Origin of the sequence: Roseburia sp. AF25-13LB (genome assembly GCF_003478915.1) — a bacterium.
In the GTDB taxonomy this organism is placed as follows: Bacteria; Bacillota; Clostridia; order Lachnospirales; family Lachnospiraceae; genus Roseburia_C; species Roseburia_C amylophila.
Map to the genome: position 1 here is coordinate 84,131 of NZ_QUFO01000010.1, position 22,306 is coordinate 106,436.

Consider the following 22,306-nt stretch of genomic DNA (forward strand, 5'->3'; position numbering starts at 1 on the left):
ATTATGTTCCTCCTTCTTTTAAAATGCCAAAATTCCAAGATGCTCCAGCAAAATCTTAAGTCCGATTAAGATAAGAATTATACCGCCAGCCAATTCCGCCTTCTTCTTATATCTGTTTCCAAAGAAGTTTCCTACATACACACCAATGACAGAAATCACAAAGGTCGTAATCCCGATGATGGAAACTGCCTCAACGATTGGCACCTGCAGAAATGCAAATGTGATTCCAACGGCAAGGGCATCAATGCTGGTTGCGATTGCCAGAATAAACATCTCTTTTAAATCCAGTGGCGAGTCCATTTTCCCGACTTCTACTGCTTCATCCTTTTCCCGGATTGCTTCCACTACCATTTTTCCACCGATAAATCCTAACAGGATAAATGCAATCCAGTGGTCAATGCTTGTAATATACTGTTCAAACTGGCTTCCCAGTACCCAGCCAATAAATGGCATCAGTGCCTGGAATCCTCCGAAGAATAAGCCAATTACAAGACATTGCTTTTTGTTTACCTTCCGCATGGAAAGTCCCTTACAAATAGACACTGCAAAAGCATCCATCGAAAGACCTGCTCCCATCAGTAAGAGTGTAAAGAACATTACCATAAACACAATTTCCTCCGATAGTATATTTAAAATGAGACTGCATGTATGCAGTTATCCTGTGCTGCATACATGAGTCTCATTCATTAAGATTTGCCAGGCCTTCATCAGACCGAGGTTGTTGACAAATCACGTATTCACGCGAACTACTCCCTCACGGATTGTTATTCAAATATACGCTAAATGATAATTTATGTCAATTCTTTCCATTCTTGTTCTTCCTAAAATACAATTTCTATGGTGGTTCCCTCATCCAGCTCACTGTCCAAGTGAAGGGCAGCATTATGCTGTGCCACAATATGCTTTACAATGGCAAGTCCAAGTCCTGTTCCGCCGGTGGATTTCGAACGGCTCTTATCTACCCGGTAAAACCGCTCAAATACACGTTCCTGGCATTCCTTTGGAATTCCGATTCCGGTATCCGCTACACTTAAGAACGGACGCTCATCCTTTGTTCCTACCGTTACTGTGACACTTCCGCCTGGCTTATTATAGCGGATGGCATTGCTGCAAAGATTATAAAAGACTTCATCCATCAGTCCCTTGTTTGCCATGGCCATGGTGCTTTCTCCCTGCAACGTCAGCCTGATTCCCTGCTTCTCTGCTGTCACCTGCATCATCTGCACACAGTTCTCTGCCAGTTTATAAAGGTCGATTCTTTCCATTTCCATCTGGTGGTCTGCTTCATCCAGTTCGGAAAGCTTTATAATATCATTAATCAGGCTTAACAGCCGGTTGGCATTGGAATGTATCTCATTAGAGAAACGGATGGTATCCTCTTTACCGGTCATTCCGTTTCCGATTAACTCCGCATAACCGGAAATTGCCGTCAGCGGTGTCTTTAATTCATGGGATACGTTCGCGGTAAATTCCTGGCGAAGCTGCGCATTATTGATAATATTGACGTGCTGCTCCTTAATAGTATTCACAAAAGGCCGGATTTCTTCATATACATTATTTTCATCCACCAGCATAATATTCGTTGCCAGCTTCTCGATAGGCTCTACCAGCTTCTTCGTCAGATAATGGGAAATTCCCATACAGACAAAGAGGATACAAAGTGCAATTACCAGTACAATCACTAAAGTATTTACCATAATACGGTTTACACTGACGGAATCCCTTCCGATTCGAAGCACATTTCCATTCTGTAAACGCTCCGCATAGTAAAAGGTATGGGTTCCGGAAGTGGCCGAGTAACGGATGGCTTCGCCTTCGCCTTTTTCCCTTGCTTCAATAATTTCCGGGCGTTCATTATGATTGTCCATCTCATCCTTATTTAACAGACTTTCATATAATACTTCCCCTTCTGCTCCAATCAATGTGATTCGAAGGTCATCATCGATGGGATTATACGGGTCTTTTTCTATTCCTGCTGCAAGGTCATCTATATTCAAAAGCTCTATCACATGGGCGTAGGCTTTCAAATCTCCAAATACCTGCTCTTTTAAAATATTATAATACACTAACATAGCAGACAGCGCTGTGACCACAATGGCAAGCGCTGCTATCATAATAAATCGTATATTTATTTTTTTCTTCATGAATGCTCCTACGGCTCCATCACATAGCCCACATTGCGGACGGTTTTAATCTGTTGCCCGCCATCGCCAAGCTTATGCCGGAGCGTCTTTATGTGCATATCTACAGTACGGCTTTCTCCTTCGTATTCAAATCCCCAGACCTGATTCATCAGCTTGTCACGGGATAATACAATGCCCTGGTTTATCATAAGATATTTTAATAGTTCAAATTCTTTAAAAGTAAGCTCACAGGTTTCTCCCTGAACGGTTACGCTGTGACGCTTATTATCAATCTCTATGCTTCCACAGGCTAATGTATCACCATCATCTTCCTTTTCGGTGCGGCGGAGTAATGCTTTCACTCTGGAAATCAGCTCCATAACGCCAAAAGGCTTACTGATATAATCATCTGCACCCATATCCAGTCCACGGACTTTATCAATCTCTGTGGTCTTTGCCGTTACCATAATCACAGGAGTCTTTTCTGTTGCCGGATTTTTCCGGACACGGCCTAAAATTTCCAGTCCATCCTCTCCCGGCAGCATAATATCTAACAGCATCAGGGATGGTGCCTGCTCTGACACTCTCTGGAAGAAATCTTTTCCGTTATCAAATTCCTCTACTTCAAATCCACTGTTTTTTAGTGCATAACGTTCGATTTCCCGTATGTTTATATCATCTTCTACGATATAAATAAGTGCCATTGCATTTTCCTCCCGGCTTTTTTATTTTTCCGGCAAAGCGTATTTTTCTGTATATTCTTTTATCTGCTCTGCAAATTTTCTATTGTCTTCTTCATCCATATGTGCCGTCAGGTCATGCTCTTCTACATCTTTATCCTGTTCCTGGATCAGGCAGACTGCAATGTTGGAACAATGGTCAGATACACGCTCATAGTTGGTAACGATATCTGCCAGCACCAGTCCTAACTCGATAGAACATTTTCCTTTCCGGAGACGTTTGATATGTCGTTTCTTAATTGCTTTATTTAATTCATCAATAACCTGCTCTAATGGTTCTACGGTCTTAGCCAGCTCTTCATCATCGGCAGTGTATGCAGTCATGGTACGGCAGAGAATGTCTTCTACTGCTTTTCCAAATACATGCATTTCTTCCTCTGCTTTCTTAGAGAAAACCAGCTCCTTCTTTTTCATCTCGATAATGGAATCTACGATATTCGCTGCATGATCCGAAATACGTTCAAAATCTGTAATACAATGTAACAGCGTAGATACATTCTGGCTGTCTGCATAGGTCAGATTCTGACTGCTTAACTTGGTCAGATAAGCACGCAGCTTGTCTTCGTATTTATCTACGAGATTTTCCTTTGCGATAATGTCATCTGCTACTTCCTGTGTATAATTCTCCAAAAGTCCGATTGCTTCTAAGAAGGAATCCTTGGACAGGTTCGCCATCTCAATGGACATACTGTGGCACTGCTCAATGGCAAAGGATGGTGTTGCAAGAAAACGGTCGTCTAATAATGGAAACTCCTGTACTCCCGTCTTGCTCTTTTCCTCTTCTGTAATCGGAAGTGTCAGATATGCCAGCTTCTCCAGTCCTTTTGTAAACGGGAATAAAACTACAGTTGCAAACATATTAAAGATACTGTGAATCAGTGCAATTCCTGCTACACCAACTGTATCATTTGCAAACGGAAAATGAATAACTGCATTCAAAATACTATATAATGTCAGAAACAATACGGTACCAATAATATTAAAATACAGATGCACAAAAGCAGTTCGCTTTGCATTCCGGTTTGCTCCAACAGAAGAAATCATAGCTGTAACACAGGTTCCGATATTCTGTCCTAAAATAATTGGAATAACTGAGCCATAAGTAAATGCTCCTGTTACAGACAGTGCCTGCAGTATACCTACAGATGCGGACGAGCTCTGAATCACCGCTGTCAGAAGTGCTCCTACCAGAATTCCTAAAATTGGATTATGGAACATAGTCAGTATATTGGTAAATTCAGGAACATCAGCCAACGGTTTTACTGCTCCGCTCATACTTTCCATTCCGGTCATCAATACTGCAAAGCCTAATAAAATCTCCCCTACATCAGCTTTCTTGCTTTTCTTTCCGGTCATCATTAAAACAATACCTATCATCGCAAGAACCGGTGTAAAAGAAGATGGTTTTAAGAGATTAATCCATACATTTCCACTATCTATTCCGGTCAGACTTAAGAGCCAAGATGTTACCGTTGTACCGATATTGGCACCCATGATAATACCAATTGCCTGGGAAAGTTTCATAATTCCGGAATTTACAAAACCAACTACCATTACGGTAGTTGCTGAAGATGACTGAATAACAGCAGTTACTCCGGCTCCTAATAATACACCTTTCAGCGGATTGGAAGTTAATTTCTCCAGTATCCGTTCTAACTTGCCTCCTGATACTTTCTCCAGCCCAGCTCCCATAACATCCATTCCATACAGGAACAGGGCCAATCCTCCAATCAGTGTCAGTATTCCAAAAATATCCATTTTGTCCTCCTTATGCATGGTAATATGCATAGACTTTTCAATTTTTTACATATTTTTCGTCTTACATATACACCATATACACTTTAGAGACTTTTTGCAAGGATATTTTATCAGTTTGTAAGAATTATGTATAAGCAGTGTAAAAAATGTACTTATTTTTTCTCTTTTGTCTAAGAATTTTTAGTCAATATGACTTCCCGTAATAGAATAGATGACCCACTCCGCAATATTGGTCGCATGATCTCCGATTCGCTCAAAATACTTGGCTACCATAAGAATATCTGCTGCCTGCTCGCCATTTTCTGCACTTTTATTGATCATCTGGATTAAATCCTGTTTTACTTTCATGAAAAGGTCATCCACAATATCATCCTGTGCGATTACTTTCTTTGCCAGCTCCATATCGCGTTTTACAAAAGCATCAATGCTCTTGATAACCATGTCTGTGGTTTCCTTTGCCATACCCTGAATCTCTTCCGGGCTGATGATATACGGTTCATCAGACATCAGCAGTGTCATCTCGGAAATATCACCGGCATGGTCACCGATTCGCTCCATATCGGTAATCATTTTTAATGCTGCAGAAATCAGGCGCAAATCTCTTGCCACCGGCTGTTGCTGCAATAAAAGCTTCATGCATAAGGATTCAATATCACGCTCCTGATGGTCGATTTCCACATCATATGCCATTGCTTCCTTGGCTTTTTCCGTATCCTGGTTTACCAGGGCAGAAACTGCCATTTCAATGGCATGCTCTATCATGCTTCCCATCTGGATTAATTCATTGTTTAACTGTTCTAGCTGTCTGTCAAAACGATTACGCATTTAACCGAACCTCCCTGTAATATAATCTTCTGTCCGTTTGTCTGTTGGAACGGAGAATAATTTTTCGGTATCTCCACTCTCGATAATCTCTCCCAATAAGAAAAATACGGTTTTATCCGATACTCGGGTTGCCTGCTGCATATTGTGGGTTACCATAATAATGGTATAATCTTTTTTTAATTCGATTACCAGATCCTCAATTTTGGAAGTGGAAATCGGATCCAGTGCAGAAGTCGGCTCATCCATCAGGATTACTTCCGGCTGTACTGCCAGTGCTCTTGCAATACAAAGTCTCTGCTGCTGTCCACCGGACATTCCCAATGCACTCTTATGCAGACGATCCTTTACTTCATCCCAGATAGCTGCCTGACGCAGGGATGTCTCCACGATTTCATTTAATTTGGCTTTGTTGTGGATACCGTGGGTTCTCGGACCGTATGCAATGTTGTCATAGATACTCATCGGAAATGGATTTGGCTTCTGGAATACCATTCCCACACGCTTTCTAAGCTGGCTGACATCCATGCCGCTGTATATATTTTCACCGTCTAATCTTACGTCTCCGGTAATCTTACAGCCCTCTACCAAATCATTCATTCTGTTTAATGTTTTTAAAAATGTTGACTTTCCACAACCGGATGGTCCGATAAATGCAGTTATCTCTTTTGCATTGATATCAAGATTCACATCTTTTAATGCGTGGAAGTCTCCGTAATATAAGTCAAGTCCTTTGACAGAAAATTTTGCCTGCTCACTCATTTTACTTCTCCATCTCCTTTCGTGAATTTCCCGGCTATCAACGTTGATACACCATTTATCAGTAATACAATGACCAGAAGGACTACGCCGGTTGCATAAGCTTCATTGGTATGTAAGCCCTCTCTGGAAAGTGAATACATATGAACGGCCAAAGTTCGTCCGGATGCCATCAGGTTCGGTGCAAGGTCTGCTACCGTTCCTGCAGTATAAATCAGTGCTGCGGTCTCTCCTACAATTCGCCCTACTGCCAGGATGATTCCGGATAGGATTCCCGGCATTGCAGATGGAAGAACGATACGGAATACCGTACGAAGTCTTCCGGCTCCCAATCCAAAGCTTCCTTCCCGGTAGGTATCCGGTACACAGAGTAATGCTTCTTCTGTGGTTCGCATGATAACCGGCAATACCATAATGGCAAGGGTTGCCGCACCGGCTAACATGGAATAACCCCAGTGCAGATAAGTTACGAAAAATAACATACCAAACAGACCGTAAATAATAGAAGGGATACCCGTTAAGGTCTCTGCCGTAATTCTGACTACTTTAACCAGTTTACTTCCCTTCGGTGCATATTCCACCAGATAAACTGCGGCTCCGATTCCAAGCGGCACTGCAAAAAGCAGGGAAAACAGCGTCATTTCCAATGTATTTATCATTGCTGGAAGCATGGATACGTTATCCGAATTATATTCCAGTGCGAAAAGACCTGGTTTTAAATATGGCACACCGTGAATCAATATGTACGCCACCAGATAAAGTAATACTGCTACTGTTATAATTGCCGCTGCTACTACCAGCAGTAATAAAAGGAAGGAACCCGGATGCTTTTTATAAGAATTCATTTTATCTTTGAATTTTGTCATTATTCTTTATCCGCCTTTCCTTTTACAATTGAAAATACCAGATTGATAATAAGGATAAATACAAACAGTACAACGCCGGTTGCAATCAATGCCTCACGGTGCAGGTCCGTTGCATAACCCATTTCGATTACGATATTTGTTGTCAGGGTACGTACACCCTTAAATATACTGTTCGGAATACGCGCCTGGTTACCTACTACCATCATAACCGCCATGGTCTCACCAATGGCACGGCCGATTCCTAAGATGACTGCTGCCATAATTCCTGATTTGGCTGCCGGAACCACGGTTTTAAAAACACTCCGCTCATGGGTTGCACCAAGTGCCAGTGCTCCTTCATAATAATGCTCCGGCACTGCACGGATTGCAGCTTCCGATACACTGATTATGGTTGGAAGTATCATGATTCCAAGAAGGATCGATGCGGTAAATATACTGTTTCCGTTTCCTTTAAAATGTTCTCTTACAAATGGTACTATGACTACCAGGCCAAAGAATCCATATACGATGGACGGGATTCCTGCTAACAGGTCTACCATCGGCTTTAAGAAGCTGTGAAGCTTCTTCGGGCAAAATCTTGCCATAAAGATTGCCATTAAGATCCCAATTGGTACTCCCACCACAATTGCTCCGGCGGTTACATAGATACTGCCTAAAATCATCGGGAAGATTCCATAGAGGTTATTTCCCGGTTTCCATTTTGTACCTAGCAGAAAGTCCGGCAATCCGATTTCTTTGATTGCCGGTATTCCATTTGCAAAAAGGAAAACGCAGATTAAGGCAACAGCCAGTATGGAGAAACTGGCTGTAAGTAAGAATACTATTTTCATTGCTTTTTCTTTGAAATTATTCATACTGTTCTTACCTTATCCTACTTGCAGATTTATTTTGCAACTTCATCCCAGGTTGTTACTGCACCTGTGAAGATATCCTTTACATTATCTGAACTCATCTCATCCATTGGGTTACTGTTGTTTACTACTACTGCGATACCATCCATTGCAATTACCTGTGCGGTAAGTCCACCTTCTGTTTCGCTTTCTTTTAATTCTCTGGAAGCCATTCCGATATCACAGGTTCCTTCCATTGCTGCTGTCATACCTGTTGTAGAATCAGATTCCTGAAGTTCGATTTCTGCATCTTTGTTGATTGCTTTGTATGCTTCAATTAATTTCTCCATTACAGGTGTTACAGAAGAAGAACCAGCTACTACGATTTTTCCGGTAGAACCATCCGATGTAAATGCTCCGTTGCTTCCCTGTGAAATATAACCATTGTCTTCGATTACTTTCTGTCCTTCATCACTCATGATGTAGTTGATGAAATCTGCTGCAAGTCCTGTTGCATCACCTTTCGTTGCGATATTAAATGGTCTTGCGATTTTGTATGTACCGGCTTTGATATTTTCTGCAGTTGCTTCTGCTCCGTCAATCTTTAATGCCTTTACGGTATCATTTAAAGAACCAAGTGATACATAACCGATTGCATATTCATCACCTGCTACAGATGTAAGCATTACTTCTGTACTGTTTGTGATGTTTGCTTCCTCTGTTGTGTTGTCAATTTTATTTCCATCTGCATCTTTCTCTTCGATACCGAACAGCTCGATGAATGCTCCTCTTGTACCGGAACCATCTTCTCTGGACTGTACATTGATCATTTCACTGGTATCAAAATCTGATGTATCTGCTGCATCACTGCTGCGGTCTGCCTCTGTTGTTGTGCCTGTCTTCTGGCTGTCATCTGATGCGGTTTCTTTGTTTCCACATCCTGTTAATGCGCTGATTGCTAATGCTCCTACCAGCATTACGGATAATAATTTCTTTTTCATTTTCTTTCCTCCAAAATGATTTGTTCTTTCTTTTCTCGTCTTCGTGACAATTGTTATCATAACGGGGGAACGTAAAATACAAAGCTATGGTTTTGTAAATTGTATGTAAAAAAGCAGGTATATCAAAACTATGATATGCCTGCTTTCAATATTTTAATGTAGTTCTTCTTTATTTATCATACATTTCTAAAATTTCCAGTGCATTTTCTTCTTTTACGCCTAATTCTTCCTTTAATAATTCCACTATCTCATCTTTGGATTTTTCAAATCGGCGACCAAGACGTATGATTTCCTCTGCTTTTCCTTCTGCTTCGCCCTGTTTCCGAATCCGCTCTTCTCTCTCAAAACTCTTCATATATGCAAGACCTACCTCTCCATCCCGCTTAACTGCCGTTACCATCCGATGTAACTTTTTCAAGTTTTCATGTTTCCTCCTTTTCCCATAATGCACGGAAAAGCAGGACTGCATATCTCATTTTCGATTCTGAAATTCCGCCTATCCAATGCACTATGCGTTCATTAATTGTAATTAGAATTTAAAAGCATAGAATTTTCATTGAATTGATACCAGAAATTTAGATTGGCTTTTGCCATTCGAAAATTAGAATATATGCTTTGTGTTGATTGTAACAAATGCCCTTAAAGAAAACAAGTAAAACATTTATAAAATTATTAATAAGAAGAAGGCAGGTAACTGCTTTTGCAATTACCTGCCTTCTTCTTATTAATAATGATTTCTGATTTTAATTACTCTGTTGCTACATCTAATAATGCTTCATCAAGCTCTGTCATGCTTCCATCAGAAATGCTGTATACGTTGTCTTCTCCAATCACTTCTACAACAACTTCCTGTGGATCATTATATGTGATGCTGTCTACTCTTGCACTCATAAGATCATACATCATCTGATACATCTGTTCATACATTTCATCCTCTGTTGGATAAGCATCTGCATCAAAGGAATTTGCCCACTCTGTGAACTCTGTCATAAGTTCTTCCTGGATTCCGTTGAAAAGACCTGTCATCTGCTCAATTTCAACAGTTACATAATATCCGTCTTTGTCGTCCATCTTCTCAGCATCTTTTACGGTGTATTTTGCTTTTGCATATACATCTTTAAAAAGCTGACGATAGCTGTTGCTTAACTCATCAGATAAGTTGAACTGATCCATCTCTGTCATCATAGCATCGATGTTAGATTCGTAATCAGATTCTGCCTGCTCTTTGCTACGGCCGGTCATTTTCATGTACTGCTCTGTCTCTCCTTTTGTTAAAAGATCCAGACAGGACTCTACATAAGCTGCTGCATCAAATTTTCCACAGCCAGCCAGGTTTACTACCATCATTACGGCAACTAAACCAGTTACTAATGCTTTCTTCAATGTTTTCATGATAATTTCTCCCTTACATTCATTGTTCTTTAGCGCATTAACGCAGTTACATGGAATAATATACCATACCTTATTCTATTTCGCAACCGATTTTACTTCTCTGGTTTTAAATCTGTATGCAAGCATGCGATTTTCTCGCTACATGGAACAAAGAATGTGCCAAGGTACATCCTCGCGGAGCGGTTTGTACTTTACAGGAAAGCAATTTCCTGTAAAGTACAAAAAGGACGATTCTTTCGAATCGTCCTTTTGTATACGTTGTGTACCTGCCGGTTTCAGAATTAATCCTGAACGTATGGCATAATTGCGATATGACGTGCTCTCTTGATAGCAACTGTCAAAGCTCTCTGATGTTTTGCACAGTTTCCTGTGATTCTTCTTGGAAGAATTTTTCCTCTCTCAGAGATATATCTTTTTAACTTATTTACATCTTTATAATCGATGGTGTTGTCTTTTCCACAGAAAACACAAACTTTCTTTCTTCTGTGCATTCCGCCTCTTCTTCTCATTGGCGCACCATCTCTGTCTGTCTTATTGAAAGCCATGGCTATTACCTCCTATTGATTTAGTTAAATGGTAATTCCTCATCAATTCCGTCAGGGATATTCATAAATCCATCGCCTGCACTGCTTGGTGAAGGTCTGTCAGCCGGTGCAAAACCGCCTGCATTGTCGGATGCTGATTTACTCTCAGCAAATTCCTGCTCTTCTATTATGACATCAGTGGTATATACTTTCTGACCGTCTTTGTTGGTGTAACTTCCGGTCTGGATACGACCTGTTACAAGTACCTTAATTCCTTTATGGAAATATTTCTCAGCAAACTCTCCTGCTCTTCCAAATGCCACGCAGTTGATAAAATCAGCGGTCTGCCCATCATTCCCTTCACGTCTGCCTCTGCGGTCTACAGCCAGTGAATATCTTGCGATTGCCATCTGGTTATCTCCGCTGGAGTAACGAACCTCCGGGTCTCTTGTTAAACGTCCCATAAGTATAACTTTATTCATACCACTTTCTCCTTCTCTTCTATTTATGCCTCGTCTTTTCTAACGCATAAGAAACGAAGTACGTTGTCCATAATACGAACATTCTGCTCTACTTCTGCCGGAACAGATGATTCTGCCTCGAACTGGATGAAATAGTAGAAGCCGTCGCTCATTTTCTGAATGTCGTAAGCTAATTTCTTCTTACCCCACTCTTCTACTTCTGTTACAGTTCCACCTGCACGAGTGATATACTCTTTTGCTCTCTCAACTGTAGCAGTTCTGACATCGTCTTCGATCTTGGCATTCACAACAAGTGCTAATTCATATTTGTTCATGCTAGATTTACCTCCTTTTGGTCTCTGGCCTCCTGTCTATGCGGGAAGCAAGGAATTTTTACATATCACGAGCCTATATGATAGCATAATCTGACCCGTTTCGCAAGTGTTTTTCTTATTATTCTTACGATTCTGTTTCATTTTTTTGCTCACTTTTTTTTCGAAGACCTTTGGTATTCTTCTCCACCAGTTTTCTGGCAATCATAATCTGATGGTCACAACCCATGCATTTCAACCGGAAATCCGCTCCTACCCGAAGAATTTCCCACTCCTGGCTTCCACAGGGATGCTGTTTTTTTAATTTTACAATATCGCCTACTTCGTATTGATAATTATTCATGTCGTCCCTTTCTTCTATGATTATCTTCTATATTATTAGGTAATTTCTTCTGCCTCTTTCAGACCTCTGACAATACGGCTCCGATGCTGCCCTGTATCAGTAAGTCTGCCCGGTTGTCCAATGGCGTGGTGGACTTATTAATCAGCACCAGCTTATTGCCCCGGTAATAATCGATAAGTCCTGCTGCAGGATATACTGCCAGTGAAGTACCTCCGATGATGAGCATATCTGCATGGCTGATATAATACACCGCATCCTCTAAGGTCTGCTGGTCTAAGCCTTCCTCATATAAAACCACATCCGGCTTGATGCTGCCGCCGCATTCATCACAGGTTGGAATTCCACTGCTCTTTAAAATATATTCGGCATCAAATAGCTTTCCGCAGCTCTGGCAGTAGTTCCGGTGGACACTGCCATGAAGCTCTAATACCTTTTTGCTGCCGGCCGCCTGATGCAGTCCATCAATATTCTGCGTCACAACCGCCTTTAACTTACCGGCTGCCTCAAGCTCTGCCAATTTCTTATGCGCTGCATTAGGCTTTGCATCCAGGCACAGCATTTTATCCCGGTAGAATCGGTAAAATTCTTCTTTTTTACGCATATAAAAGCTGTGGCTTAAGATGGTTTCCGGCGGATAATCGTATTTCTGGTTATAAAGTCCGTCCACACTCCTGAAATCCGGAATGCCGCTCTCCGTAGATACACCTGCACCTCCAAAGAATACAATATTATCTGAGTCCATGACCCATTGCTTTAATGTCTCGATACCATCCATTCTGCTGCCTCCTGTTCCATTAAAAGTAGTCTTTCTCTTTTATTCCGCTTCGCTTTCTGTGCCTGCATTCTCCTCTGCCGGTGCCACGTCACCGTTTGGAACTGCCTCTGTCTGTACCGCATGTACCAAGAAACGGTAATCATAGCCTGCCTTGTTGCAGGTCATCAATGTAATTACTTTATCCTCTGGTGTTACCTCTACGCCGGTATCATACGCTGACTGTGCCTTTACACCATCTAAGAATTCCTGAAAATGCTCATCGGATGCAAACTGGGTATAGAAATCCACTTCATTATCCACTCTTGCCAGATAACAGGAAAAAATATCATAACGGTAGGTATAATCCGGTGTATAAATATAAAAATACGGATTTTCTTTATAAAATTCCTCATCCTTATAGTTATTTAATTTACCAAACATGGTCTTGTCCTTCATATTATGACCATAGATGAAGGTATTCTGGTCAGAAAAATCAGCATGATTGTTGGCATCCATGAAAATACTTGCCGCTGTTACAGCCTGTCCCTCAAAGGTATGCTTCAGATAATATTCATTATCCTCTCCCTGCATAATCGGATAGCTGATATCAATATTTTCAAACCGGATCCAGCCGATGCAGTCCGGGTTCAACTCCTTTAATCCGGAAAAATCTACGGTAAATTCCCCGTTTTCTCCCGTACTGCTTTCATCCTTTGGCTGCTCACTGACATATTTCTGCAGTCCCTTATATTCATGGCTTCCTTTCCAATAAGTAATTCCATACAGAATCAATCTTACTGCCGCATACAAAAATACTGCCAGTGCCAGCAGAAATAAAATCCGAAACAGGATATTCTGCTGTTTTTTCTTCTTTCGCTCATTTTTAATCTTTCCCGTCATTGTCACACCCCTTATTTTTCTCTATTTGCTGCAATAGACCTACAGAATCTGCCACTGGCAGCTTCTTACGGATGCGTTGGTAACTGCGAGCAACTCGCGTAAAAAAGAATGTGCCTTGGCACATTCTCGCGCCTGCGGCGGTCGCTTGCGACATCTACCTTATACGCCGCAGTGTGCATCCTCGCGGAGCGGTTTTTACTTTACAGGAAAGCAATTTCCTGTAAAGTAAAAAACCACCGCCCATAAGACAGTGGTTAAAGAGTTGCGGGAACAGGATTTGAACCTGTGACCTTCGGGTTATGAGCCCGACGAGCTTCCAGACTGCTCCATCCCGCGCTATTTATTTGCAAAAGCTATTATAGTCCTTCCTTCTGCAAATGTCAAATTTCTATGTCCCTGCCTTACATAATATACAGTTACAAGCACTTTTATTCCTGATTTTTGAAGAATTGTATCTTCATCATCTGAAGTCCTGTACAGTCCTCGTCAACCCAGAAAAAGTGTAGCACACTATTTATGGAAAGTCTACACCCGTCCCGCCAAAAAGATACTTGCCGCAATTCCTGCCAGCGTAGCAAACAATGCTCCCGGAAGCGTAAAGCCGGTCTTTCGTACTTTTACCGACATAAAATAAATTGACATGGTATAAAAAATGGTCTCGGTGCAGCTTAACATGACAGAGGCTGCCATTCCCACGAAGGAATCACACCCGGCTTCCTTGTATAAATCCACCAGCAGTCCAGTTGCCGCCGAGGAGGAAAACATTTTGACAATGGCAATGGGGATCAGTTCGGAAGGGATTCCGATATGTTTCGTCCAGCCCATGCAGGTAGTAGAAATGAAGTCCAACAGCCCGGAGGCTCTTAGGATCCCGACTGCTACCATAAGCCCCACCAGCGTTGGCAGGATTCCAACTACTGTCTGTATGCCTTCTTTTGCGCCCTTTAAAAAATCGTCATATACATTTTTCTTCATCAGAATGCCGAATCCTACGATGTAAAAGACCAGTATCGGAATCAGGGCATCTGACAGGAACATAAGAAAGCGCATCCTCATTCTCCTGCTAAGAGCTTCTTTTTCATTCTATGCAGACAGGAGAACTATCATGCTGCTTTTTACTGCTTCCGCAGGCGCAGCCCCACGCCCTTGCGGGTTTCGATGTAATCCCTGCCGCTTAATTCCCGCAGTTTCCGTCGTAAGTTGCTGGCATGGACTTTGATGGAATTTTCCACACAGTCCGGTGTATCTTCTGCAATTTCATCTAACAGCGTGGTCTTTGTCACTGTCCGTCCGTTCCGCTGTATCAGACATTTTAAAATAGCAGCTTCTGTTCTGGTAAGCTTCGTAGTCTGCCCGCCAATGGTCGCCAGCCGCTTCTCGATATCCAGCTTTATCTCTTCGTAATAGAAAAATCTTACTTTCTCTTTTTCTGCCGGAATCTTACTCAGACGTACTTCCACCCGGATGCGGAATTCCTGTATATCAAAGGGCTTTCTGATATAATCGTCTGCCCGTTCTATGCATTTTTTACACCGTTCAAAAACAGAGCCGGTTTTCTCCGGCCGAATCAATAGCAGTGGCTTTGCCTGCACCAGGGCGAGGAGGGTATTCTCCCATTTTGCTGCTGCATCCTCTTTTCCGGCAAATTCCTTCTGCTCAAGGTCTAATACCACCATATCCACAATAACCTGCTGAAATAACTCCCCGGCATCTGTGAGGGAATCCGCCCGCACTGTAAAATAGCCTTTTTCGTCCAGTACCTGCTCCATGGCATCCCCCAATGCTTTATCCTGTTCGATGATTCCTATGGTATACATTAATCCGTTCTCCTTCGACTTACAAACCGGCAGAAAATGACTGCCGTTGCTGTGCTGATAATGGTCGCTGCAAGTCCCGGTCCCACCACCGCAGCCGGATGCACCGAGCCATACTGACTGCGGTACGCCACAATGTTCATGGGAATCAGTTGCAGAGACGATATATTGATAATCAAAAAGGTACACATTTCCTTTGTGGCATTTCCGGAATACTTCTGTATGTTTTTTCCGGCTGCCTTAAGTCTGGCAATATGTAACTCCTGTAATTGCTGCATTGCCTTTAAGCCTGCCGGCGTTGCCGCCCAGCCAAGCCCTAACATATTGGCTATCATGTTGACTGCTATGTAATGATTGGCAGGATGGTCATCGGGTATATCCGGAAAAAGAAATGTCAGCACCGGCCGCATTTTCTTTACTGCCGCTTTTACAATGCCGCTGCATTCCGCAATTTTCATCATTCCCATCCAGAACGCCATGACTCCTGTCATGGTAATGGCTAATGCCACTGCTTCTTTGGCAGAGTTTACTGCTGCCTCCGTCACTTCCGGCAGTGTTCCGTTGATTGCACCGTAGAGCACTCCCACAAGAATCATAAATCCCCACAGATAATTCATTTCGAACCTCTTTTGCTTTCCCGTTACTCTACTATATGCAGTTTCCCCGGAAGGAACTACTTTCTCTGGTGATTATAGCACACCCTCTTCTGCCATATCACGTTCTTTTGTCATATCGATACGATTTTTTTCATATTCTTTGTTGAACACTCTTCATCCGAGGCCGTCTATGCTGCACAAATATATTTCTCCTTTTCTGATAACCATTTGCTTTGCTTTATCCTTATTTCTTCTAAGCGGGTGCAGCAAAGACCAGTCGGCTTCTGATTCCGGTTATATTGCGCCGGATTCCGTTTCCTTTGAGGAATATACCAGTCTTTTATTTCAAAGCGAAGTAACCTCCGATACCCTGACCCTTCACTATACCTTAAGCCAGCCGGAAGTCTATGGCATTACCGATTATAAAATAGCTCTGCCGGATTATTCTGCCGATGCCAGAAAGCAATCTGCCTTAAATATCGAAAATATCTCCTGTGGGTTACAGTCCTATGACTATGAGGTACTGACCACCGAGCAGAAGCTGACCTATGATATTTTAAATGACTATGTCTCTTCTAACCGCAGTCAGTCGGACTATACCTATTACCCGGAAATCCTGCGTCCTTCCACCGGATTTCCTGCCCAGCTTCCGGTTCTGCTATCAGAATACCATTTCTATGACCGTAAAGATGTGGAGGATTATCTGACTCTGCTTTCACTGATCCCATCCTGCTTTGATTCTGTCTTAGATTATGAAACAAATAAAATCAATGAGGGACTTTTTCTTTCGGATACCCAGGCGGATACGCTGATTGCAGACTTAAATACCTTCTGTGATAACAGTTCTGAGCATTATCTGATTACTACTTTTCGTAATAAAGTAGCGGAACTCCCTGATTTATCAGCAGAGGAACAGGCTTCCTACTGTATCGAAAATGAAGCTGCTTTTAGAGAATATGTTCTACCAGCCTATGAAGCTTTGCGGGATTTTCTGGTGGAGCACAAGGGCAGTGGCAGTAACTCCGCCGGACTTTGTTATTTTCCGGATGGCTCAGACTATTATGCTGCTTTGGTTTATGATGCCACCGGCTCTTCCCATTCCATAGATGAACTTTTAGAAATGACGGAAAAGCAACGGAAATCCGACCTTCTTGCCATCAACGGGATTGCTGCCAGTCATCCCGGTATCTCTCTTACTACTGATGATTTTCCGCTGAAGGATGCCACCCCGGAAGAGATGCTTACCTGTCTTTCTTCCGCTATTGCAAAGGATTTCCTGCCGCCGGTCTCTACGGATTTTTCCGTCCGCTCCGTGGACCCTTGTATGCAGGATTCCATGGCTCCCGCCTTTTATCTGACGGCCCCTATCGATGACATTTCCCATAATGTCATCTATATCAATCCCCGCAGCCACTACGAAGGCTTCGAGCTTTTCACCACACTGGCACACGAAGGATTCCCGGGACATCTCTATCAGACTACCACTACGTCTGCCTCCGGCTGTGCACCCATCCGGAGCATTCTCAACTATCCCGGCTATGTAGAGGGCTGGGCAACTTATGTGGAAATGCTCTCTTACTCTTATGCCGGTCTGACGGAGGAAAAGGCTTCGCTCCTTATGCACAACCAGTCCGCTCTTTTGAGCCTCTATGCCACCGCAGATTTATCCATTCATGCAAAAGGCTGGACACTCAGTGACCTTAAGAACTTCTTAAGTGATTATGGCATCGACAATAAGGAAGCCGTCTCCGAAATCTACGACTATATCGTAGCGGAGCCGGCTCATTACCTCAAATATTATATTGGCTGCCTGGAATTCCTTCAGCTAAAGGACTACGCCAAAGAAACCTTCGGGGATTCCTATTCCGATAAACAGTTTCACCAGGCAGTGTTGTCCATCGGTCCTGCACCTTTTGATATTGTAAAAAAATATTTAAAGGACTACTACCGGCAGACTATTTAACTTCTACTTTAACAGTGCCTGATATACATCACGTTTACTGATGCCACGGTCCTTTGCCACCTGCTTCATGGCTTCCTTCCGTTCCATGCCGGAAGCCTCATAATGTGCCATATGTTCCTCGACGGAAAGGCTCTCCCAGGCTTCTCTGGCTTCCCGTTCCTTTGTCTCAAATGTCTTTCCTGAAATGATTAAAACGTATTCTCCTTTTGGTTCGTTGTCCTCATAAAACCTTATGACATCTTCGAACGTCGTTTTTGTCGCATTCTCATATCGCTTGGTCAACTCCTTGCAGACCGTTAATTCACGGTTTCCAAGAACTTCATAAAGCTCCTTTAAAGTCTTGAGAAGGTGGTGTGGAGCTTCGTATACTATCATGGTTCGGCTCTCCTGAGCCAGTTCCTCCAAGACTCTGGCACGCTCTTTTTTATCTCTTGGAAGAAATGCCTCAAAGGCAAATCGTCTGGTGGGAAGTCCAGACATGGTCAATGCAGTAATGCAGGCTGCCGGTCCCGGAAGGGATGTTACTTCGATGCCATTTTCATAACAGATACGGACCAGTTCTTCTCCCGGGTCAGAAATACCCGGTGTTCCGGCATCTGTTACCAGGGCAATATTTTTGCCTTCCTGCAATTTCTCTACCAGCTTGTATGCCTTTTCAATTTTGTTATATTCATGGTAGCTGGTCATCGGTGTCTTAATCTCAAAATGATTTAAGAGCTTAATGGAATTTCTCGTATCCTCTGCCGCTATTAAATCTACTTCCTTTAAGGTACGCAATACCCGGAATGTGATGTCCTCTAAATTTCCAATGGGTGTTGCACACAGATACAGTTTTCCTGCCATAATCTATCCTCTTTTATTTAAGTGGTATTATATATCTTCTTACTCCGCTTTCTTCGCATTTTCATAAATGCGCGGCAACATCTGATAGAGTATGATGCCTGCTGCCACAATACCAATGGAAATAAACTGGGAAGTAGAAAGGAATCCCACGCTTCCGCGGTAATCACTTCTTAAAAATTCCACACCAAATCTTCCGATTCCATAGAACATTAAGTATAAGGATGCCACTCTGCCTTTTTTCGGCTTACGCTTTGCATAAGCAAGCAGCATCAGGCAAATCATGAAGTCTCCTGCAGATGAAATAAGCTGTGTTGGTATCAGCTTGACTCCATTTGGAGCATAGTCGGAATGAGTAAAGGTAATTCCAAACCAGCTGTCTGTTGCTTTTCCGTAACAACAGCCTGCAAAGAAACATCCGATTCTTCCAAAGCCCTGTGCCAGTGCTACTGCCGGCATAACAAGGTCAAAGTATTCGATGAAAGATACCTTCTTTATCCTGCAGTAAAGCCAGGATACTAAGATTCCTCCGATAATTCCTCCATATACTACATAACCGTTTTTAAAGTTCCAGAGAATGGATGGGTCTTTGATAATCTCCGGTATCTCTACAATATAATAAAGCAATCTGGTTCCCACCAGTCCGCCGATGATGGCACACCAGAAGATTCCATAAAGGATATCTCCGCTTTTTTCCATTTTCATCTTTTTCCCACGGTAATAACACATCGCATATGCGGCTAAAAATCCAAGTCCAATCATCAGTCCATACGTATGAAGTGTCAACGGTCCAATTGTTATCTCATTAAACATATGTCTTTCCTTTCTTTCATTACAAATCATAAATCTCATATATTTCATCGGTGTATACATTCGGTTCCTTGTATACAATCAGCGGCTTCTCCACCGTCATACGGGAACGCCCGCCTCTGCAGCCTTCGATAAGTACCATGTTCGGCTCCCGGTCTGCATATGGATATACCAGCCGCATCCGCTTTGGCTCGATGCGATGCTCATGCATACAGCAGATGATTTCTGTCAGACGAAACGGGCGGTGTACCATAAAAAAATGTCCCTCCGGCTTTAGTATTCTCGCACTCTCCCTCATAATATCCGTAAGATTGCACAATATTTCATGGCGGGCAATTGCCTTTGCTTCCTCCGGATTCGTAAGACCGTGCTGTCCTATCATATAAGGCGGATTTGTGGTTATAATATCAAAAGAAGATGCCCCAAAGATCTTCGAGGCATCTTTTATATCTCCTGTTACGATATCGATTTTATCCGTCAATCCATTTAACGCAACGCTTCTTCCTGCCATGTCGGCACTGTCCGGCTGAATCTCAAGCCCGGTAAAATGCTCTCCGGGAGTCTTCGCCTCTAATAGGATGGGAATCACTCCCGTTCCGGTTCCAAGGTCTAACACTCTCTGTTTCGGCTTTACCTTTACAAAAGCACTTAAGAGTACCGCATCCATTCCAAAGCAGAACTGCTTCGTATCCTGAATGATACGATAACCCTTGCGATTCAGCTCGTCCACACGCTCATCCGGTTTTAATTGAATCTCATTACTTGACGTCATTAATCTTAGACTTTCCTCCCTTATCCTCTAAGGCTTCCAGCTCTTTCATCTCTTCCGGAGAAAGTTTGATATTGTCTCTGCGTCTTCTTGGCTTGAACTTCAGCTCTTTTACCTTATATTCCCGAAGTTCTTTCTCATCATTTACTTCGATTAAAACCTTCACCAGCTGACGCAATACGTTAATGCTCTGTACTTCACCTTTACATCCATCAATTGTGGTAACGGTATCACCCACATTCGGAAGACGGCTGTTTAAATATTCGTATGTTTCAGCCTCATTTTTCAGACAGCACATCAGTCTGCCACATACACCGGAAATCTTAGTCGGATTTAAGGACAGGTTCTGCTCCTTTGCCATCTTAATGGATACCGGAGCAAAATCAGCCAGATAGGATTTACAGCATAATTCTCTTCCACAGATTCCAATTCCGCCTAAAATCTTGGTCTCGTCTCTCACTCCAATCTGGCGCAGCTCAATTCTGGTACGGAATACTGCTGCCAGATCCTTTACCAATTCACGGAAATCAATTCGTCCGTCTGCGGTAAAGTAAAACAGAAGCTTATTGTTATCAAAGGTATACTCTGCTTCTACCAGCTTCATTTCAAGCTTATGCTTTGCGATTTTCTCAAAACAGATTTTGTATGCTTCTTTTTCTTTCTCTTTATTTCTCTGCTCAGTCTTATCGTCCTCCGGTGTTGCCACGCGGATGACCGGCTTCAATGGCTGAACCACTGCTTTATCGTCTACCTCTTTCGGGGCAATCAGCACAGTTCCGTACTCTATGCCACGGGCAGTCTCCACGATAACATGGCTGCCTGCCGCCATCTTTGCTTTACCCGGGTCAAAATAATATATCTTTCCGGCTCTGCGGAATCTGACTCCAACTACTTTTGTCATTCTAATTCTCCTTTATTGTCAGCAGCAACAATTCCATCACCAGGTCAAAGTTGACATTTGCCGTAAGGCGCACCTTTGCCTTTTCCAACGCTTCTAATATTGCTTCAATTCCACTGTAGGAACTCTTGCTTGCCTGCTTCTTTATGTCATAGACTTCATCCTTAAATATCAGTCCATTTACATCTGTTGTTGCTTTATATAATAAAATGTCCCGAAACCAGATCATCATGATATCAAGATAATCGTTGATTTCCATTTTATATTCGTTAATCTGTTTGATGGCTTCCTTAAATTCATAAAGCTCTATCTCATGGATTCGCTTTAATAACTGCACGGCTGCAGCTTTCAGCTCCTGAAAATCATCCGAAGATGCCAACGCCATTGCCTTTCCCACATTTCCCTGGGCAAATGCCACACACACATCCGCCTGATAATCCGGCACTTTACAGTGCTCCATCAGATATTTTTTGATTTTATCATCGGAAACTACCTTAAGGTTCAATACCACACACCGGGAAAGAATCGTCGGTAAAAATGCATCCGCATTGGTAGTCAGCAGAATGATAACCGCATATGCCGGCGGCTCTTCGATGGTTTTTAACAGTGCATTCTGCGCCTGCTGGTTCATTTTCTCTGCTTCATCTACAATATAAATCTTATATCTGCTGCTGTATGGCTTCACATCTACATCATTTACAAGCTGGCTGCGGATATCTGCAACGGAAAGCGTATTCGGCTTCTCATGTGTGACATAAATGATGTCCGGCTGGTTGTGGTTCACTGCCTGCTTACAGGAATGGCACTCCATGCAGGGCTCAATGCCGTGCTTCTCACACTGCAGGGTCTGGGCAAATGCCTCCGCCAGCATTTTCTTGCCGGATTTGTCCGGTCCGTTCAATATATATGCATGGGATATTTTATCCATTTTTATTGCATTCTGTAAATGCTCTATAATCTGTTCATGTCCAATGATTTCTGCAAATCCTGCCATGTGCGCTCCTTTCTCCT

26 protein-coding genes and 1 tRNA gene are annotated in these 22,306 nt (G+C 42.6%); 1 reads left to right on the forward strand and 26 read right to left on the reverse strand.

What is annotated here, in order from left to right:
• Positions 1-18: 18 nt before the first annotated feature.
• The 21 genes from DWY37_RS12985 to DWY37_RS13085 all read right to left on the reverse strand — a co-directional run bounded on the left by DWY37_RS12985 (position 19) and on the right by DWY37_RS13085 (position 16,036).
• Positions 19-603 carry a manganese efflux pump MntP gene (locus tag DWY37_RS12985; RefSeq protein ID WP_118541153.1) on the reverse strand — a complete coding sequence of 195 codons (585 nt, stop codon included), beginning with the start codon at positions 601-603 and terminating at the stop codon, positions 19-21.
• A 218-nt stretch (positions 604-821) separates the two neighbouring features.
• Positions 822-2,144 carry a sensor histidine kinase gene (locus DWY37_RS12990; protein WP_118541155.1) on the reverse strand — a complete coding sequence of 441 codons (1,323 nt, stop codon included), beginning with the start codon at positions 2,142-2,144 and terminating at the stop codon, positions 822-824.
• An 8-nt stretch (positions 2,145-2,152) separates the two neighbouring features.
• Positions 2,153-2,827 (reverse strand): response regulator transcription factor, encoded by a 675-nt coding sequence (locus tag DWY37_RS12995; protein ID WP_022244252.1) that lies wholly within the window; start codon positions 2,825-2,827, stop codon positions 2,153-2,155.
• Between the two features lie 21 nt (positions 2,828-2,848).
• Positions 2,849-4,621 (reverse strand): Na/Pi cotransporter family protein, encoded by a 1,773-nt coding sequence (locus DWY37_RS13000; RefSeq protein WP_118057526.1) that lies wholly within the window; start codon positions 4,619-4,621, stop codon positions 2,849-2,851.
• A 180-nt stretch (positions 4,622-4,801) separates the two neighbouring features.
• On the reverse strand, positions 4,802-5,446 hold the full coding sequence (gene phoU / locus DWY37_RS13005; RefSeq protein WP_118057525.1) for a phosphate signaling complex protein PhoU: 645 nt from the start codon (positions 5,444-5,446) through the stop codon (positions 4,802-4,804).
• Positions 5,447-6,205: a phosphate ABC transporter ATP-binding protein PstB gene (gene pstB, locus DWY37_RS13010; protein WP_118541157.1), complete on the reverse strand. Its 759-nt coding sequence runs from the start codon at positions 6,203-6,205 to the stop codon at positions 5,447-5,449. It abuts the gene before it with no gap.
• The gene (gene pstA, locus DWY37_RS13015; RefSeq protein ID WP_117947480.1) at positions 6,202-7,068 is read right to left on the reverse strand and encodes a phosphate ABC transporter permease PstA; all 867 of its coding nucleotides are present in this window, start codon (positions 7,066-7,068) and stop codon (positions 6,202-6,204) included. Before pstA ends, pstB begins: the two co-directional genes overlap by 4 nt.
• Complete coding sequence (gene pstC / locus DWY37_RS13020; RefSeq protein ID WP_117697926.1) at positions 7,068-7,922, reverse strand: phosphate ABC transporter permease subunit PstC; 855 nt, start codon at positions 7,920-7,922, stop codon at positions 7,068-7,070. Before pstC ends, pstA begins: the two co-directional genes overlap by 1 nt.
• Positions 7,923-7,951: 29 nt before the next feature.
• Positions 7,952-8,899: a substrate-binding domain-containing protein gene (locus tag DWY37_RS13025; RefSeq protein WP_118541159.1), complete on the reverse strand. Its 948-nt coding sequence runs from the start codon at positions 8,897-8,899 to the stop codon at positions 7,952-7,954.
• A gap of 169 nt (positions 8,900-9,068) precedes the next feature.
• Complete coding sequence (locus DWY37_RS13030) at positions 9,069-9,317, reverse strand: hypothetical protein (protein WP_147343689.1); 249 nt, start codon at positions 9,315-9,317, stop codon at positions 9,069-9,071.
• A gap of 329 nt (positions 9,318-9,646) precedes the next feature.
• Positions 9,647-10,291, reverse strand: coding sequence for a hypothetical protein (locus DWY37_RS13035; RefSeq protein ID WP_117842264.1), 645 nt, complete (start codon positions 10,289-10,291; stop codon positions 9,647-9,649).
• 281 nt (positions 10,292-10,572) lie between these two features.
• On the reverse strand, positions 10,573-10,836 hold the full coding sequence (rpsR, locus tag DWY37_RS13040) for a 30S ribosomal protein S18 (RefSeq protein ID WP_022244266.1): 264 nt from the start codon (positions 10,834-10,836) through the stop codon (positions 10,573-10,575).
• Between the two features lie 20 nt (positions 10,837-10,856).
• Positions 10,857-11,297 carry a single-stranded DNA-binding protein gene (locus tag DWY37_RS13045; protein WP_022244267.1) on the reverse strand — a complete coding sequence of 147 codons (441 nt, stop codon included), beginning with the start codon at positions 11,295-11,297 and terminating at the stop codon, positions 10,857-10,859.
• Between the two features lie 23 nt (positions 11,298-11,320).
• Positions 11,321-11,611 (reverse strand): 30S ribosomal protein S6, encoded by a 291-nt coding sequence (gene rpsF / locus DWY37_RS13050; protein ID WP_022244268.1) that lies wholly within the window; start codon positions 11,609-11,611, stop codon positions 11,321-11,323.
• Positions 11,612-11,735: 124 nt separating this feature from the next.
• Positions 11,736-11,951, reverse strand: coding sequence for a DUF951 domain-containing protein (locus DWY37_RS13055; protein ID WP_117842265.1), 216 nt, complete (start codon positions 11,949-11,951; stop codon positions 11,736-11,738).
• 58 nt (positions 11,952-12,009) lie between these two features.
• A complete protein-coding gene (locus DWY37_RS13060) occupies positions 12,010-12,726 on the reverse strand; it encodes an NAD-dependent protein deacylase (protein ID WP_022244270.1) in 717 nt (238 codons plus the stop codon).
• Positions 12,727-12,765: 39 nt separating this feature from the next.
• Complete coding sequence (gene srtB / locus DWY37_RS13065) at positions 12,766-13,605, reverse strand: class B sortase (protein ID WP_118541161.1); 840 nt, start codon at positions 13,603-13,605, stop codon at positions 12,766-12,768.
• 262 nt (positions 13,606-13,867) lie between these two features.
• Positions 13,868-13,941: transfer RNA gene (locus DWY37_RS13070), tRNA-Met, on the reverse strand.
• Positions 13,942-14,130: 189 nt separating this feature from the next.
• A complete protein-coding gene (locus DWY37_RS13075; protein ID WP_022244272.1) occupies positions 14,131-14,655 on the reverse strand; it encodes a spore maturation protein in 525 nt (174 codons plus the stop codon).
• Positions 14,656-14,720: 65 nt separating this feature from the next.
• On the reverse strand, positions 14,721-15,422 hold the full coding sequence (locus DWY37_RS13080; protein ID WP_117697930.1) for a response regulator transcription factor: 702 nt from the start codon (positions 15,420-15,422) through the stop codon (positions 14,721-14,723).
• Positions 15,422-16,036, reverse strand: a complete 615-nt coding sequence (locus tag DWY37_RS13085; protein ID WP_118541163.1) for a nucleoside recognition domain-containing protein — start codon at positions 16,034-16,036, stop codon at positions 15,422-15,424. Before DWY37_RS13085 ends, DWY37_RS13080 begins: the two co-directional genes overlap by 1 nt.
• Positions 16,037-16,205: 169 nt before the next feature.
• On the opposite strand from DWY37_RS13085, the gene DWY37_RS13090 reads away from it, so the two are divergent.
• A complete protein-coding gene (locus DWY37_RS13090) occupies positions 16,206-17,978 on the forward strand; it encodes a DUF885 domain-containing protein (RefSeq protein ID WP_118544548.1) in 1,773 nt (590 codons plus the stop codon).
• A 3-nt stretch (positions 17,979-17,981) separates the two neighbouring features.
• On the opposite strand, the gene rsmI is transcribed toward DWY37_RS13090, so the two are convergent.
• The 5 genes from rsmI to DWY37_RS13115 are packed head-to-tail and all read right to left on the reverse strand — an operon-like array spanning position 17,982 to position 22,289.
• Positions 17,982-18,821: a 16S rRNA (cytidine(1402)-2'-O)-methyltransferase gene (gene rsmI, locus DWY37_RS13095; RefSeq protein ID WP_118541170.1), complete on the reverse strand. Its 840-nt coding sequence runs from the start codon at positions 18,819-18,821 to the stop codon at positions 17,982-17,984.
• Positions 18,822-18,860: 39 nt separating this feature from the next.
• Positions 18,861-19,631: a prolipoprotein diacylglyceryl transferase gene (locus tag DWY37_RS13100; protein ID WP_118057582.1), complete on the reverse strand. Its 771-nt coding sequence runs from the start codon at positions 19,629-19,631 to the stop codon at positions 18,861-18,863.
• A 19-nt stretch (positions 19,632-19,650) separates the two neighbouring features.
• Positions 19,651-20,400, reverse strand: a complete 750-nt coding sequence (locus DWY37_RS13105; RefSeq protein WP_118541172.1) for a tRNA1(Val) (adenine(37)-N6)-methyltransferase — start codon at positions 20,398-20,400, stop codon at positions 19,651-19,653.
• A complete protein-coding gene (locus DWY37_RS13110; RefSeq protein ID WP_117842275.1) occupies positions 20,387-21,298 on the reverse strand; it encodes a PSP1 domain-containing protein in 912 nt (303 codons plus the stop codon). Before DWY37_RS13110 ends, DWY37_RS13105 begins: the two co-directional genes overlap by 14 nt.
• Before the next feature lies 1 nt (position 21,299).
• On the reverse strand, positions 21,300-22,289 hold the full coding sequence (locus tag DWY37_RS13115; protein WP_117697941.1) for a DNA polymerase III subunit: 990 nt from the start codon (positions 22,287-22,289) through the stop codon (positions 21,300-21,302).
• Between the last annotated feature and the right edge of the window lie 17 nt (positions 22,290-22,306).